Source organism: Salinisphaera dokdonensis CL-ES53 (assembly GCF_040361215.1).
GTDB classification, from domain to species: Bacteria; Pseudomonadota; Gammaproteobacteria; order Nevskiales; family Salinisphaeraceae; genus Salinisphaera; species Salinisphaera dokdonensis.
Map to the genome: position 1 here is coordinate 39,610 of NZ_APND01000001.1, position 13,461 is coordinate 53,070.

Below are 13,461 nucleotides of genomic sequence, written 5' to 3' on the forward strand. Positions count from 1 at the left end.
CTGCCCATGCCCAGTCAAAGCCGTTCGCGCCTGATCGTCCGTACCGCCAAGCTGTCCGATATTCCGGCGATCAACGGGGTCGTCCAGCGCACCTACCCGAACCTCGACGATTACACGTTCGACGAGCTGCGCGGGCAGATCAACAACTTCCCGGAAGGCCAGCTGGTCGCGGTCTACGAAGACCAGGTGGTCGGCTACTGCGCCACGCTGTGTCTACCCGAAGATCAGGTCATGCGCCCGCACACCTGGGCGCGGATCACTGGTAACGGCTACGGTTCGACCCACGATATCGACGGCGACTATCTCTACGGCTACGAGATCTGTGTCGACCCCGAAGCGCGCGGCCTGCGCATCGGCCAGCGCCTGTATCGCGAGCGCGAAGCCCTGTGCATGAAGCTCGGCCTGAAGGGCATCGTCTTTTCGGGCCGCCTGCCCGGCCTCAAGCGCCGGTACAAGACGTACGGCAGCGCCGAGGCCTATGTCGAAGCGGTCCAGAACAAGGAAATCCGCGACTCGGTCCTGAGCTTCCAGCTCAACCAGGGCTATGAGCTGTTGGGCGTGATGCCGAACTACCTGCCGCCGGATGAAGCCTCCATGGGCTACGGCGCCCACCTGCTCTGGCGCAATCCGGAATACAAATACCGCGAAGACGTCGCCGGCGACTCGCATGTGCATCTGCAGCGCCCGGCAACGGTACGTATCGCCACCGTGCAATACGGCCAGCGTGCGATCGATTCCTTCGACGAATTCGCCCAGATCGTGACCTACTTCGTACAGGAGACCGCAGACGCCAAGGCGGATTTCGTGGTCTTCCCGGAGCTGTTCACGGTCCAACTGCTATCGATCAAGAACGAAGAGCTGCGCCATCGCGCCGCGATCCAGCGCCTGGCGGACTTCGTCGACGAGTTCCGCGAGCTGATGGCTTCGCTGGCCGTCAAATACAACATCAACATAATCGCCGGTTCGCACCCGACCCGGGTCGGCGAGGATTTGCAGAACATCGCCTACGTCTACCTGCGAGACGGCTCGGAATACCAGCAGCCCAAGATCCACCCGACGCCCGGCGAGCGCCATTACTGGAACATCGTCGGCGGCGACTCGCTCAACGCGATCGAGACAGACTGTGGCCCGATCGGTGTGCTGGTCTGCTACGACAGCGAGTTCCCGGAGCTGTGCCGCCATCTGGCGGATCAGGGCATCAACATGCTGTTCGTGCCGTTCTCCACCGAGGACCGCAACGGCCATCTACGCGTGCGCTATTCGGCGCATGCGCGCGCGGTCGAAAACCAGATCTATGTCGCGACCGCGGGCAACGTCGGCAACCTGCCGCGTATTCACGCCATGGATCTGCACTACGGCCAGAGCGCAATCATCACGCCCTGCGACTTCGCTTTTGCCCGCGACGGCATTGCCGCCGACACCACGCCCAACGTGGAAATGGTGGCGATCGCGGACGTTCGCCTGGACGTGCTCCAGGACGCCCGCACGACCGGTTCGGTCCAGAACATGCTGGACCGGCGCCACGATCTGTATCACGTGCAATGGATGCCGCGCCGTCGCCCGGTGAAGGCACCGCGTTCGCGCCGTTGACGCGCATGTGACGAAGTGTTCTGCGGCCCTTACGATGGGCCGCAGCATTCTTTAATGGCCTTCCGGGGCGTCGGCCTGTTTTCATGACCCAGCACGAACCGACCGATGCAGCGGCGTACGCAATCGCCCGCGCCAAGCGGCTGCTCGTACTCTCCGGTGCCGGTATTTCCGCCGAATCCGGCATCCCCACGTTTCGCGAAGCGCAGACCGGCCTCTGGGCACAGTTCTCGCCGCAGGACCTGGCCACCCCGGAAGCATTCGCGGCCCAACCGGAGCGCGTGCTTGGCTGGTATCGCTGGCGGCGCGCGCTGATTGCGCGTGGCGGCGTCAATCCCGGGCACGAGGCGATCGCCGCGCTCGAGCGCCATCTGCCCGTCGCGATCGCAACCCAGAACGTGGACGGTCTGCACGCCGCAGCCGGTAGCCGCGACATCGCCGAGCTGCACGGCAATATCTGGATCGAGCGATGCCCGAACTGTGCGGTCGAAACCGTCCTGCCGGTGGCCGAGCCGGACGAAAGCGCGCCCCTGGCGCGTTGTCCGCAATGCGACACGCTCACGCGCCCCGGCGTGGTCTGGTTCGGCGAGATGCTGCCGATGGAAGCGCTCGATCGCGCCCAGGACGAGCTCCGACGCTGCGACTGCGTACTGGTGGTCGGGACTTCGAACCAGGTCTACCCCGCGGCTGCGCTTGTGGAGCAGGCGGTCGCAGGTCCTGCGACCGTAATCGAGATCAACCCCGAGCCGACCGCGGCGTCGTCCGCAGTCGATATTCGTATCGCCGACCGTGCGAGCGTTGCGCTGCCGGCGATCGCAAACACGCTCGACGGCCTGCCGGCAGCCCGCTAAGCTCGAACACTGTGAAAACCGGGCCTTTCCGGCCGGTGCCGTGGCCCCAATACAACAACAATCGTTTCCCCAAGGAGTTGCCCGATGACGCGTCGCGTTGTGTTCAATCAGAAAGGCGGGGTCGGCAAGACCACTCTGCTCTGTAATCTGGCCGCGATCGCCGCGGCACGCGGCAAGCGCACGCTCGTCATCGACCTGGACGCCCAGTGTAACGCGAGCCAGTACCTGCTGTCGTCCGAGGATCGCCAGGCCGACGCCGGCAGTGCGGACTTTTTCGAGGCCACGCTGTCACGCAGCCGGCGCAGCGGCGGGCTTGAAGACTTCATCACGCCCTCGCCGTTCGAGAATCTGTCGGTGATGGCTGCGCATCCGGATCTCGAAGAACTGCGCGTGAAGCTGGAAGCCAAACACAAGATCTACAAGCTCAAGCAATCGCTCGAGCGTCTGGAAGGCTACGACTCGGTTTTCATCGACACACCGCCGGCACTGAACTTCTACTCGCAGTCGGCCCTGATCGCCGCCGATCGCTGCCTGATCCCCTTCGATTGTGACGATTTCGCCCGCCAGGCGCTCTATTCACTGTTCGACAACATCCACGAGATTCAGGACGACCACAATCCGGATCTGGTCATCGACGGCATTGTCGTGAACCAGTTCCAGGCGCGGGCGAAGCTGCCTGCGCGCATGCTCGAGGAACTGAGCGCGGAAGGACATCCGCTGATCGAAACCCGTATCACCTCATCGGTGAAGGTGCGTGAATCGCACGACGCCTCGATCCCGCTGATTCACTATGCGCCTACCCACAAGATCACCCAGCAGCTGGTCGCGCTTTATGAACAGCTCGTCTGATTCCACATCGCAGACGGCCGCGGCGAGCATCGCCTGCGGTGATCGCTGCGTAGTTCTCGAATGGTGTATCGCATCCGCGCATTGCTGATCGGGCTGGCGCTGGCCGCAATCCTCGCGGGCAGCGGGCTTGTCGCCGCACAGTCAAGCGATGGGAACACAAACACGTCCGTACGCGAGATCGCAATCAACGGCGCGATCGGGCCGGCTACCAGTCGGTTTGTTCAGGCGGAGATCGAATCCGCCGCCGAATCGAACGCGCCGCTCGTGATTCTGCGACTGGACACCCCGGGCGGTCTGGACGGCGCCATGCGCGAGATCGTGCAAGCGATCCTCGCCTCCCCTGTGCCGATAGTCGGTTATGTCGCACCCGGCGGCGCGCGCGCCGCGAGCGCTGGCACCTACCTCCTCTATGCCACGCATATTGCAGCGATGGCGCCGGCTACCAACATAGGCGCGGCCACGCCGGTTTCACTCGGCGGCGGCATGGGCGGCGGAGAACCTGCGCCGGCGGACGACCAAAGCGACGATGACGCGGCCAGCGATGGCGACACGTCGGAGTCGCAGCCCGCCACCGCCGACGATGCCACCGCCAAGCGCCGCAAGGTGGTGAACGACGCGGTCGCCTATATTCGTGGTCTCGCCGAACAGCGCGGACGTAACGCAGACTGGGCCGAGCAGGCGGTGCGTGAAGGCGAGAGTCTGTCTGCACAAGCCGCGCTCGACACCAACGTGATCGACCTGGTCGCGGCCAACACGTCAGAACTGCTGGCCGCCATCGACGGCCGCAGCGTGGAGACGACGGCCGGCATCCAGCAGCTCGTGACTGCGAACGCCAACTTGGAAGCGCGCGAACCCGGCTGGCAGACCGAGCTGTTGTCGATCATCACCAACCCGACGATCGCCTATCTGCTGTTCATGATCGGTATCTACGGGCTGATCCTGGAAGGCCTTAATCCGGGCGCGGCGGTACCCGGGGTAGTGGGCGCCATCAGCCTCGTCTGCGCGCTTTTCGCCTTTCAGCTGCTGCCGGTCAATTACGCGGGGCTGGCGCTGATCGCACTCGGCGCAGGCCTGATGATTGCCGAGATGTTCGCGCCCAGCTTCGGTATCCTCGGCCTTGGCGGCGTTACTGCATTCGTATTCGGCTCGATCATGCTCATGGATACCGACGTGCCGGGCTTCGAAATCCCGATGGGCCTGATCGGCGGTATCGCGGTGGCCAGCGCGCTGCTGCTGTTTCTCATCATCTACCTGTTCCTGCGTTCTCGGCGCGAAACGGTACAGACCGGCCATGCCGGCCTGATCGGCGAGCGCTGCGTGGCTCTCTCCGACTTCGAAACCGAAGGCCGCGTGCTGCTGCACGGCGAATCCTGGTTGGCCGAGAGCGCTACGCCTGTCGCCTGCGACGACAAGCTCGTGGTCACCGCCGCCGAAGGCCTGAAGGTTTTCGTGCGCCCCGCCGGACCGGCGGACCACTCATTTGCTGGCGGCGGCACCGCGCCGAGCCGGCCATCCCCGCGGAGATAGTGATGTTGATCAATTTCGGCTTTGTGATCGTAGTTCTACTGGCCCTGCTGGTGTTCGTCTCGATCAAGATCCTGCCCGAGTACGAGCGCGGCGTGATGTTCACCCTGGGTCGCATGACCGGCGTGAAGGGCCCCGGCCTGTTCCTGGTCATCCCGATCCTGCAGAAGATGGTCAAGGTGGATATGCGCACCGTGGTCATGGACGTGCCGCCGCAGGACGTGATCTCGCGCGACAACGTGTCAGTACGCGTGAACGCGGTGGTGTACTTCCGCGTAATTAATGCCGACAAGGCGATCGTCGAGGTCGAGCATTTCTACGATGCGGTCAGCCAGTTGGCCCAGACCACCCTGCGCAGCGTGCTGGGCAAGCACGAACTCGACGACATGCTGGCCGAGCGCGACAAGCTCAATATCGATATCCAGGCCATTCTGGATCGGCATACCGACGCTTGGGGCATCAAGGTCGCCAACGTCGAGATCAAGCAGGTCGACCTGGACGAAAGCATGACCCGTGCAATCGCCCGCCAGGCCGAGGCCGAGCGTGCCCGGCGCGCCAAGGTGATCAACGCCGAGGGCGAGATGCAGGCCGCCGAAAACCTGCGCGGTGCGGCCGAGCAGCTCGCCCGCGAGCCGCAGGCGCTGCAACTACGCTATCTGCAGACGCTCGTGGATATCGCCGGCGAGAACAATTCCACCATCGTGTTCCCGCTGCCCATGGATCTGATCGAGCCGCTCATGGACGTGGCCCGTACGGTCAAGGACAAGGACGGCTAAGGCTCTAGTCGGCGCGGCGGCGCGATAACGCCGCCATGAAAGTATCGACTTCCGTGTCCGGCGCGGGCAATGCCGTATCTACGTCCTGCGCCAATACGGCCACGACCTCGCGCAGCGCCGCCACACGCGCTGCGCGCTTGTCGTTGGCATCGATACGCTGCCAAGGCGCTGCCGCGGTCGAGCAACGCTTGAACATATCGGCATAGGCTTTTTCGTAATCCTCCCACCGGGCGCGATTACGAATGTCCTCGGCGGTGAGCTTCCAGCGCTTGGCCGGGTTCTCGTAGCGTTCGGTGAAACGCTCCAGCTGGGTCGCGCTGTCGATATCGAGAAACAGCTTCACAAGACGAATGCCGTCGTCGACGAGCGTCTGTTCGAAGGCATTGATCTCGTCGTAAGCGCGCTGCCAAGCGGATTCGGGCGCAAATCCCTCGACCCGCTCGACCAACACGCGGCCATACCAACTGCGATCGAAGATCGCGATTTCGCCGGCGGGCGGTATACGCCGCCAGAAACGCTGCAGCCAGTGCTCGCGGCGTTCGACCGCGTCGGGCGCGCCTGTCTGCCAGACCGATAGCGTACGAGGGTCGAGTACCCAGCCGATACGACGGATCAGACCGCCTTTGCCCGCCGCATCCCAGCCTTCCAGCACGATGACAGCGCTGCGGCCCTGGCGCGCATAGGCCAGCTGCAATCGCTGAAGCTGGGCCTGCAGCGCTTCCAGTTCCTGCCGTGCCTTGCGTTTCTCACCCATATGCTCGCCGGCCCATGCGCTATCGCGCGTTGCAGGTCATGCGCGGTGCCTTGAGCGGGCGATTCTCGGCATGCGCCAGGCGCTGCACGAGCCCGAGCAGCATGCCGGCGGTCGCCCCCCAGATATGGTCGTCGCCGTAGTCGATCGCCTGCACCTCGTAATTGCGGCCATTGCGCTCGATACAGTACTGGTGAAAATTGTCGACATCGACAATATGCGCGAGCGGTACCGCGAACAGGCGCGCCACTTCGGCGTCGTCCGGCGCGACCGTGGCGGCCGGATTAACCCAGCCCACGAAGGGACTCACGACGAACCCGGTCACCGTGCGGTATTCCGGCAGCTCGCCGAGGATCTCGACATGCGTCGGGTCCAGATCGATTTCCTCATGCGCCTCGCGCAGCGCGGCCGCGCGTGCGTCGGCATCGTGCGTTTCCACGCTGCCGCCGGGAAAACTGATCTGCCCCGGGTGATGCCTCAGCGCTGCACTGCGCTGGGTGAAATAGACGTAAGGCTCGTCAGCGCCAACGACAGGAATCAGCACGCCGGCTCGGCGGGCCGCGATGCCGTGTTCGCTTGCGGGCCGATTCTCGCTGGGCGCGGCGTAGCCTGCCGGTAATGGCGTGCGCAGCGCATGGCACAGCCGGGCATGCCAGTCGCCCGGCGTCAACGTGTCGGAAGGCGGCAACGCGCTAGCCGCCCTGCTTTGCCTTGAGCTGCTCGGCGTATTCCTTGGCGAGCGCCTGAAAGCGCGGCGTCAGGCCGGCATCCGCGTACATCGGATCGCCCTCTTCGTCGTAGGCCGCGATTTCGCTGCCCGGCTCGTACGAAAAGGAACTGGTCAGCTCGTCGAGCGCTGCGGCGAGAAGATCCGTGAGGATGCGTTCCTGGGTCAGTCCGGGAAACAGGTCGCAAAGCGCGGCCACCTTGGCGGCATCATAGAGCGGCAGTCGAATCTCATAGCTTTCGTCGGTTCGGGTCTCGCCCGCGTTCGCCTGCCACTGTGCGACCAGTTCGTTAACTTTCATCCGGGTACCTGCTGGTTGTGTGAATGCCGCGCTGGGCCTATAGATTACGAAACTCGGGCCCCGCGAAACAACGCTTGTGGGATCATGCACCGGTCGTTGACCCTTCCCGGGGCGCCTGCTAGCTTGGCGCCAACTTAAGCTTAGAGTCTCGCATGGCCAAGACCGAAAAGACCTGGAGCCTGATGGAAATCGATCAGGCGCAAGGTGCCAAGAAAGGCACAGCCTTTCTGGCGTTCAAGCAGCTCAAGGACAGTTTCGACGAAGGTCGTGACTTCTACTACCTCAGCAGCAGTCAGGACAGCCGCGAAATCGAGCAGCTGCGCAGTGCTGGCCGTATCTACGAAACCACCGTCAACGCCATCCTGCTGACCGAGGGCGGCTACCAGTCGATCCTCGACTACCTCGAAGGCTAAGAGCCTCTGCGGGCCGATCAGCCCGCCATCTGCGCTTCCAGCGCCACCTGATCGTCTGCGAACTTACGAATACCTTCGGCGAGTTTCTCGGTCGCCATCGCATCCGCGTTCATCGCCCAGTCGAAGCGCGCGCGATCCAGTGATACGCGCGGAATCTCCGATGTCTGCTGCGACATCCCCGGCGCCTGCGATGCGTCCATGCCGGCCAGCTCCTCGAGCAGCGCCGGCGAGATGGTCATCAGGTCCGCACCGGAAAGCGCGAGAATCTGATCGCGATTGCGAAAGCTCGCCGCCATGACCTGGGTCGGGTAGCCGTGGGTCTTGGCGTAGGCGTTGATGCGCTGAACGCTCAGCACCCCCGGGTCCTCGGTCGGCGCGTAGTGCTCGACACCCTCGGCCTTCTTGTACCAGTCGGTGATACGGCCTACGAACGGCGAGATCAGTGTCACGCCCGCCTCGAAACAGGCCTGCGCCTGCGCAAGCGAAAAGATCAGCGTCATGTTGCAGGCAATGCCTTCGGATTCCAGCACACTCGCGGCACGGATACCGGCCCAGGTACTGGCGATCTTGATCAGGATCCGGTCGGCCGGCACGCCGAGGGCGTCGTAGTCGGCAATCAGTGCGCGCGCCTTGCGGACGGTGGCGTCGGTATCGAAGGACAGCCGCGCATCCACCTCGGTGGAAACGTAGCGCGACACGACTCCAGTCAGCTCGCGGCCAAACAGCGTCATCAGACGCTCGACGCGGGTCACGCCGCGGGTCGGCGTACTCGCCAGCGCCTCGTCGACGAGATGACGATAGCGGGCGTCGCCGGCGGCCTGCAGCACGAGGCTCGGGTTGGTCGTCGCGTCTGTCGGGCGATACGCGCGGATGGTTTCGAAGTCGCCGCTGTCGGCCACCACGGTGGTGCGTTCTCGCAGTGCTTCCAGCGCGTTGTCCGGCAACGTTTGCGCGGCGGTATCGGCCATGTCGTCATCTCTTCTGAACAGACCGTCAACTATAATGCAGGCGAGCCTGCGGTGGCCAAGAAAACGGTCGTACGCTGGCCAATAAATATGCATGCGCGCATCATGCCGGGCCAGCCTTTGCCCGCACGCGCCCTGCGCCGATGACCCCGTGAACCGCTCGCCGACCCATCTCGTTATCCGCTGTGCTGTCTGCCAAGACTGGCAGTCTTTGACGATCCCGCGCGGACGTTGACTCGGACCGTGACCAGCCTGCCCCCACTCGTGACGAAAGCGGCAATGCCGCCCGCCTTGCTCAGCGATTTTCCGCTGATCCAGGGGCCACCGGCCGACGGTTTCTATCTGCAATACGAAACCGCGGGCCTGACGCTGCGCCACGCCGAGGCCGGCCCAAACGACAACGGACTATGTCTCGACCTGCTCGACGGCAATGTGGAGCGGCGCGCCGCGGGCGGGCGCAAGTCGCCGCTCGCCAAGGCCATCGGCCTGCGCCGCCATCCCGACTCGTCGGTGCTCGACACCACCTGCGGGCTGGGCCGCGACGCCGCCACGCTGGCGGCGCTCGGCTGCACCGCCACCACGCTCGAGCGCCATCCGGTACTGTTCGCCCTGGTCGAAGACGCGCGCGAACGCGCTGCACAGATCGAAGTGCGACCGCACTGGCTTGCCAACTGGTCGGCCAATATTCGGGCCGACGCCATCAACTGGCTCGCGCAGCAAAGCGCGCAACCGGGCTTCGACGTGATCTATATCGACCCGATGTTCGAATCCACCCGCCGTAAGGCGCGCCCACAGAAGGCCCTAGCCTGGCTGGGGGAACTGGTCGGCGGCGATACGGATGTCGGCGAGCTGCTCGACCTGGCCCTGGCCCGCGCGGGCCGGCAGGTGGTGGTCAAGCAGCACGCACGTAGCAAGCCGCTGGCGCCGCCGGATCGCTCGGTCGAGGGCAAGGCGATCCGATTCGATATCTTCCTCGTCCGCGATCGGGTCTAGCTGATCGGCTTCAGCCCGGCCAGAAAGCGCTTGTAGTTCTCGACGTAGTGCGCCGCGCCGTGGCGCAGTTTATCGGCGTCTGCGTCGCTGAGTTCGCGCTTCACGCGGCCCGGCACGCCGATCACCATGCTGTTGTCAGGGATTTCCTTGCCTTCGGGCACCAGCGCGCCCGCGCCGATCAGGCAGTTTCGGCCAATCTTCGCGCCGTTGAGCACGGTGGCCTTGATACCGATCAGGCTGTTGTCGCCGATGGTGCAGCCGTGCAGCATCGCCTGGTGCCCGATCGTGCAGCCTGCGCCGACGGTAAGCGGATAGCCCGGGTCGGTATGCATGACGCAGCCTTCCTGCACGTTGCTGCCCTCGCCGATACGGATCTCTTCCTGGTCGCCGCGCAGCACGGCATTGAACCAGATGCTGGCATCCCGCTCGAGCGTGACACGGCCGATCACGGTCGCGTTATCGGCCACGAAAAACTGGCCGGCTTCGGGCGTGTTGGGTTCGATATCGTCCAGACGATAGAGCATGGGGCGATCTCCTCTATTGATTATTCATGTTGCTTTCTAGCGGGACGCTTCAGCGCCCACCGGGCTTTCGGGCGACGTCGTCGCGGACATAGACCGGCAGCGCCTCGGCGGCCGTGCCGGCCTCGCCCCGAGCGAGTACCGGCTCGGCCAGTCGTGCGATATCCAGCGCATGGGGCCAGTGCTCGACTGGCGTGAGTGTGTCGGCGTCGACACCGCGCGCCGTCGCCATCACCGCCCAGCCATTGCCGGCACGCACGCAATCGCGGGTTTCGAACTCGGTATCGAGCGCCTCGGGGCAGATCACCCGCTCCGGCCCCAGCGGCTCGGGGGCGCCGTCCGGGCCACGGCGAAAGTCAGCGGTATACACCTCGCCCATCCGCGCGTCCTGAACGACCCGCACATGATCGATGGCCGGGTCGAGCTGGCAACGCGAGGCCAGCGCCGCGAGCGTGGATACCGGCACTACCGGCTTGCCCGCCCCGCCGGCCAGACCCTGTACCAGCCCGGCGGCAATCCGAAGGCCCGTGAACGCCCCAGGCCCTCGACCGAAGGCGAAGCCGTCCAGGTCGGCCAGCGTCAGCTCCGCGCGGCCCAGAAGCTCCTGGGCTTGCGGCAACAGGCGCCGGGCATGCTGCTGCGGGGCAATCTCGAAATGCTCGAAATCGTGGTCTGCAGCGGTATCGATCAGCGCGACCGACAACGCTTCGGTCGAGGCATCCAGCGCGAGTATTTTCAGGCCTGTCGTGCGCGTCATGCGGTCGCCACGCCGTCGAGAAACTCACAGGCGACGGCCTGCTCGCGGGTTATAGGCATGGGCGGCAGGCTGGCACGAATCGCGCTGCCGTAGCGCGCGGTGAACAGGCGCGGGTCGCAGATCGCGAGCAGGCCGCGGTCTTCGGCATCACGAATCAGCCGTCCCACGCCCTGCTTGAGGGTGATAATCGCCTGCGGCAACTGATAGTCCATGAAGGGGTTTTCGCCGGCCTCCTTCATGGCTGTAAAACGCGCGGCCAGTACCGGGTCGGCCGGCGACGCGAACGGCAACCGGTCGATGATCACGAGCCGCAACGCCTGGCCGCGTACGTCCACGCCTTCCCAGAAGCTGCTGGTTGCCACCAGTACGGCGTTGTCGTCGTCACGGAAATCGGCCAGCAGCGTCGCGCGTGGGGCGCTGCCCTGCGTGAGCACTTCGACGCCCGCGGCGTGCAACGCTTCGCCGTAGCGCGCCACCGCGCGATAGCTGGTGCAAAGGAGGAACGCGCCGCCACCCGAGGATTCGAGCAGTGCCAGCGTCTGGACCACGACCGCATCGTCGAAGTCCGGCGTGTTGGGCGCCGGCATGGTGCGCGGCGCATAGAGCATGGCGTTGTTTTCGTAGTCGAATGGGCTGGCGAGCACCTGCTGCTCGACGCCCGCCAGGCCGAGGCGACGACAGAAATAGTCGAGATCGTTCTTTACCGCCAGCGTCGCTGACGTGAAGATCCAGGCACCGGGATAGGCCTCGATGGCGCGCGAGAACGGCGTGGCGACGTCCAACGGCGTGCTGTGCCAGATCCAGCTGTTGCCGCGTTTTTCCAGCCAGCTGATGCGATCGGCGTCGATCGCGCTGACACTGGTGAGTGCTGTCGCCAGCTCGCCGGCACGGCGCGTAAGCGCCTTGAGTCGATCGCTGCGGCTGGCGACGGGTTCGAGGCCGGCTTTCAGGGCTGAAAGCGTTGCATCCAGATCGTCTCGCGCTGCGCGGCGCTCCGGCGTCTCGATCTCCATCCAGCTGCGACTACCGGCGGCGTCGCCCAGCGCGTCGCCGAAACGCCGCTCGGCGTTGCCGACATCCTTGAGCTTGGCCTTCAACCCCGGCATGTCGCCGCCGAGCGTATCCAGTTCAGCGAGCCCGTCGCGCACCAGGTCCTTGAGCTGGCGCGCGGACAACGCCTGGCCGAAGAAACGGCCGGCGATATCCGGCAGCCGATGGGCTTCGTCGAGCACGATCGCATCCGCGCCCGGCAGGACCTCACCGAAACCGGATTCTCGCAGAGTGAGATCCGCAAACAACAGGTAGTGATTGACGATCACCAGGTCGGCGGCCTGTGCCTCGCGGCGGGCGTGGACGACCCAGCACTGGTCGAACAGCGGACATTCCTGGCCGAGGCAGTTGTCCGTGGTCGAGGTGATCCGCGGCCATAGCGCGTCGCCATTGCCGAGGTCGCCGAACTCGCCCAGGTCGCCGGTCGTGGTGCGCGCGGCCCACTCGCGCACAGCACGGACCTTGGGGGCGAGATAGAGATCGCCGCTGCCCTCGGTGAGGTTCAGACGGTGCAGGCACAGATAATTGGCTCGGCCCTTGAGAACCGTGGCGTGCACGTCGCGCCCGAGCACGGTCTGAGCCAGCGGCACGTCCTTGTCGTCGAGCTGACTCTGAAGATAACGCGTGGCGGTGGACACGATGATCTTGCGCCGCGAGGCGAGCGCGGGCAGCAGGTATGCGAGCGTCTTGCCGGTGCCGGTGCCGGCCTCCACGACCAGGCGCCCGCCCTCGTCGATCGCTTTTGCGACCGCCCCGGCCATCTCGGCCTGCCCGGCACGCGCGGCATAGCCGGGCAGTGCCGCGGCCAGCGCTGCATCGTCACCGAATAGCGCGGCGCCTGCCGCAGCGCTCATCGCATCAATTGCTGGCTGGCACTGCGATAGTCGCTGGCGCGCCCGACCGCCTCATCGGCGCCACTACGGTCGCCGCCAGTACGCCGTGCTTCCGCAATCAGCTGCCAGTTGTCCGCGCGTACAAACGGATTGTTGCCGGCCACGCTGTTCGACTTGCGTGCCATGGCCTCGGCCTGGCCGGTCTGGCCCTGGGCGAGCTTGACGCTGGCCAGGCGCTGGTAGATGAACGGGTTACGGGGCTCGAGATCGAGCGCACGTTCCAGGGTCGCCGCCGACATGTCCATATTGCCGTTGCGCGCGAGTGTGTCGGCACGGCCCATGAGCGACAGGACGGCCGGACTGCTGGCTTCCTGAGCGGTGCGGGCGGGCATCGTCTTCGGCGCAGGCGTGCCGACCTGATCTCCGGGCTTCGAAGCCGGACGTTCAGGCGCGGGCGACTGCGGCGGCGCTGGTGTCTGGGGCGGCGGGAACGTCGTGCGTTGCGAGGTCGCGCAACCGGCCAGGACCAGTACGGCGACCAGGGCGAAGAGTCGTTGCATGGT

The 13,461-nt window shown here is 65.2% G+C and carries 15 protein-coding genes; 7 read left to right on the forward strand and 8 right to left on the reverse strand.

The window, feature by feature from the left end; all coding sequences use genetic code 11:
• Positions 1–6 precede the first annotated feature (6 nt).
• The 5 genes from SADO_RS00205 (at position 7) to SADO_RS00225 (ending at position 5,587) form a co-directional block, all read left to right on the forward strand.
• A complete protein-coding gene (locus SADO_RS00205; RefSeq protein WP_353108259.1) occupies positions 7–1,590 on the forward strand; it encodes a GNAT family N-acetyltransferase in 1,584 nt (527 codons plus the stop codon).
• A gap of 83 nt (positions 1,591–1,673) precedes the next feature.
• Entirely contained in the window at positions 1,674–2,438 is a 765-nt protein-coding gene (locus SADO_RS00210) for an SIR2 family NAD-dependent protein deacylase (RefSeq protein ID WP_353108260.1), read from the forward strand.
• Between the two features lie 84 nt (positions 2,439–2,522).
• Positions 2,523–3,287: a ParA family protein gene (locus tag SADO_RS00215; protein WP_353108261.1), complete on the forward strand. Its 765-nt coding sequence runs from the start codon at positions 2,523–2,525 to the stop codon at positions 3,285–3,287.
• Positions 3,288–3,347: 60 nt separating this feature from the next.
• On the forward strand, positions 3,348–4,814 hold the full coding sequence (locus SADO_RS00220; protein ID WP_353108263.1) for an NfeD family protein: 1,467 nt from the start codon (positions 3,348–3,350) through the stop codon (positions 4,812–4,814).
• A gap of 2 nt (positions 4,815–4,816) precedes the next feature.
• Positions 4,817–5,587 (forward strand): slipin family protein, encoded by a 771-nt coding sequence (locus SADO_RS00225; protein ID WP_353108264.1) that lies wholly within the window; start codon positions 4,817–4,819, stop codon positions 5,585–5,587.
• Positions 5,588–5,591: 4 nt separating this feature from the next.
• Here SADO_RS00225 and SADO_RS00230 read toward each other — a convergent pair whose 3' ends face one another.
• Genes SADO_RS00230 through SADO_RS00240 form a run of 3 tightly spaced genes read right to left on the reverse strand, consistent with a single transcriptional unit; the run spans position 5,592 to position 7,366 of the window.
• The gene (locus tag SADO_RS00230) at positions 5,592–6,341 is read right to left on the reverse strand and encodes a polyphosphate kinase 2 family protein (RefSeq protein WP_353108265.1); all 750 of its coding nucleotides are present in this window, start codon (positions 6,339–6,341) and stop codon (positions 5,592–5,594) included.
• A 19-nt stretch (positions 6,342–6,360) separates the two neighbouring features.
• Entirely contained in the window at positions 6,361–7,026 is a 666-nt protein-coding gene (locus tag SADO_RS00235; protein ID WP_353108266.1) for a CoA pyrophosphatase, read from the reverse strand.
• A gap of 4 nt (positions 7,027–7,030) precedes the next feature.
• Positions 7,031–7,366 carry a type 1 pili tip component gene (locus tag SADO_RS00240; RefSeq protein WP_353108268.1) on the reverse strand — a complete coding sequence of 112 codons (336 nt, stop codon included), beginning with the start codon at positions 7,364–7,366 and terminating at the stop codon, positions 7,031–7,033.
• A gap of 152 nt (positions 7,367–7,518) precedes the next feature.
• Here SADO_RS00240 and SADO_RS00245 point away from each other — a divergent pair, with 152 nt between their 5' ends.
• The gene (locus SADO_RS00245; RefSeq protein WP_353108269.1) at positions 7,519–7,779 is read left to right on the forward strand and encodes a hypothetical protein; all 261 of its coding nucleotides are present in this window, start codon (positions 7,519–7,521) and stop codon (positions 7,777–7,779) included.
• Positions 7,780–7,796: 17 nt separating this feature from the next.
• On the opposite strand, the gene SADO_RS00250 is transcribed toward SADO_RS00245, so the two are convergent.
• A complete protein-coding gene (locus SADO_RS00250; RefSeq protein WP_353108270.1) occupies positions 7,797–8,747 on the reverse strand; it encodes a transaldolase in 951 nt (316 codons plus the stop codon).
• A gap of 240 nt (positions 8,748–8,987) precedes the next feature.
• Here SADO_RS00250 and SADO_RS00255 point away from each other — a divergent pair, with 240 nt between their 5' ends.
• Entirely contained in the window at positions 8,988–9,737 is a 750-nt protein-coding gene (locus SADO_RS00255; protein ID WP_353108271.1) for a class I SAM-dependent methyltransferase, read from the forward strand.
• On the opposite strand, the gene SADO_RS00260 is transcribed toward SADO_RS00255, so the two are convergent.
• From SADO_RS00260 to SADO_RS00275, 4 genes are read right to left on the reverse strand one after another with little or no spacing between them, the layout of a single operon-like run.
• On the reverse strand, positions 9,734–10,261 hold the full coding sequence (locus SADO_RS00260) for a gamma carbonic anhydrase family protein (protein ID WP_353108272.1): 528 nt from the start codon (positions 10,259–10,261) through the stop codon (positions 9,734–9,736). The genes SADO_RS00255 and SADO_RS00260 overlap by 4 nt on opposite strands.
• Positions 10,262–10,310: 49 nt before the next feature.
• Positions 10,311–11,015, reverse strand: a complete 705-nt coding sequence (tsaB, locus tag SADO_RS00265; RefSeq protein ID WP_353108273.1) for a tRNA (adenosine(37)-N6)-threonylcarbamoyltransferase complex dimerization subunit type 1 TsaB — start codon at positions 11,013–11,015, stop codon at positions 10,311–10,313.
• Complete coding sequence (gene yoaA / locus SADO_RS00270) at positions 11,012–12,919, reverse strand: DNA repair helicase YoaA (protein WP_353108274.1); 1,908 nt, start codon at positions 12,917–12,919, stop codon at positions 11,012–11,014. The genes tsaB and yoaA overlap by 4 nt, the downstream gene beginning before the upstream one ends.
• Entirely contained in the window at positions 12,916–13,458 is a 543-nt protein-coding gene (locus SADO_RS00275) for a tetratricopeptide repeat protein (protein WP_353108275.1), read from the reverse strand. Before SADO_RS00275 ends, yoaA begins: the two co-directional genes overlap by 4 nt.
• Positions 13,459–13,461 lie beyond the last annotated feature (3 nt).

What these genes read in the sequence shown, in the direction of transcription:
- SADO_RS00205 (WP_353108259.1), top strand. Translation starts at nt 7, where the DNA reads ATGCCCAGTCAAAGCCGTTCGCGCCTGATCGTCCGTACCGCCAAGCTG.
- SADO_RS00210 (WP_353108260.1), top strand. Translation starts at nt 1,674, where the DNA reads ATGACCCAGCACGAACCGACCGATGCAGCGGCGTACGCAATCGCCCGC.
- SADO_RS00215 (WP_353108261.1), top strand. Translation starts at nt 2,523, where the DNA reads ATGACGCGTCGCGTTGTGTTCAATCAGAAAGGCGGGGTCGGCAAGACC.
- SADO_RS00220 (WP_353108263.1), top strand. Translation starts at nt 3,348, where the DNA reads ATGGTGTATCGCATCCGCGCATTGCTGATCGGGCTGGCGCTGGCCGCA.
- SADO_RS00225 (WP_353108264.1), top strand. Translation starts at nt 4,817, where the DNA reads ATGTTGATCAATTTCGGCTTTGTGATCGTAGTTCTACTGGCCCTGCTG.
- SADO_RS00230 (WP_353108265.1), bottom strand. Translation starts at nt 6,341, where the DNA reads ATGGGTGAGAAACGCAAGGCACGGCAGGAACTGGAAGCGCTGCAGGCC.
- SADO_RS00240 (WP_353108268.1), bottom strand. Translation starts at nt 7,366, where the DNA reads ATGAAAGTTAACGAACTGGTCGCACAGTGGCAGGCGAACGCGGGCGAG.
- SADO_RS00245 (WP_353108269.1), top strand. Translation starts at nt 7,519, where the DNA reads ATGGCCAAGACCGAAAAGACCTGGAGCCTGATGGAAATCGATCAGGCG.
- SADO_RS00250 (WP_353108270.1), bottom strand. Translation starts at nt 8,747, where the DNA reads ATGGCCGATACCGCCGCGCAAACGTTGCCGGACAACGCGCTGGAAGCA.
- SADO_RS00260 (WP_353108272.1), bottom strand. Translation starts at nt 10,261, where the DNA reads ATGCTCTATCGTCTGGACGATATCGAACCCAACACGCCCGAAGCCGGC.
- tsaB (WP_353108273.1), bottom strand. Translation starts at nt 11,015, where the DNA reads ATGACGCGCACGACAGGCCTGAAAATACTCGCGCTGGATGCCTCGACC.
- yoaA (WP_353108274.1), bottom strand. Translation starts at nt 12,919, where the DNA reads ATGAGCGCTGCGGCAGGCGCCGCGCTATTCGGTGACGATGCAGCGCTG.
- SADO_RS00275 (WP_353108275.1), bottom strand. Translation starts at nt 13,458, where the DNA reads ATGCAACGACTCTTCGCCCTGGTCGCCGTACTGGTCCTGGCCGGTTGC.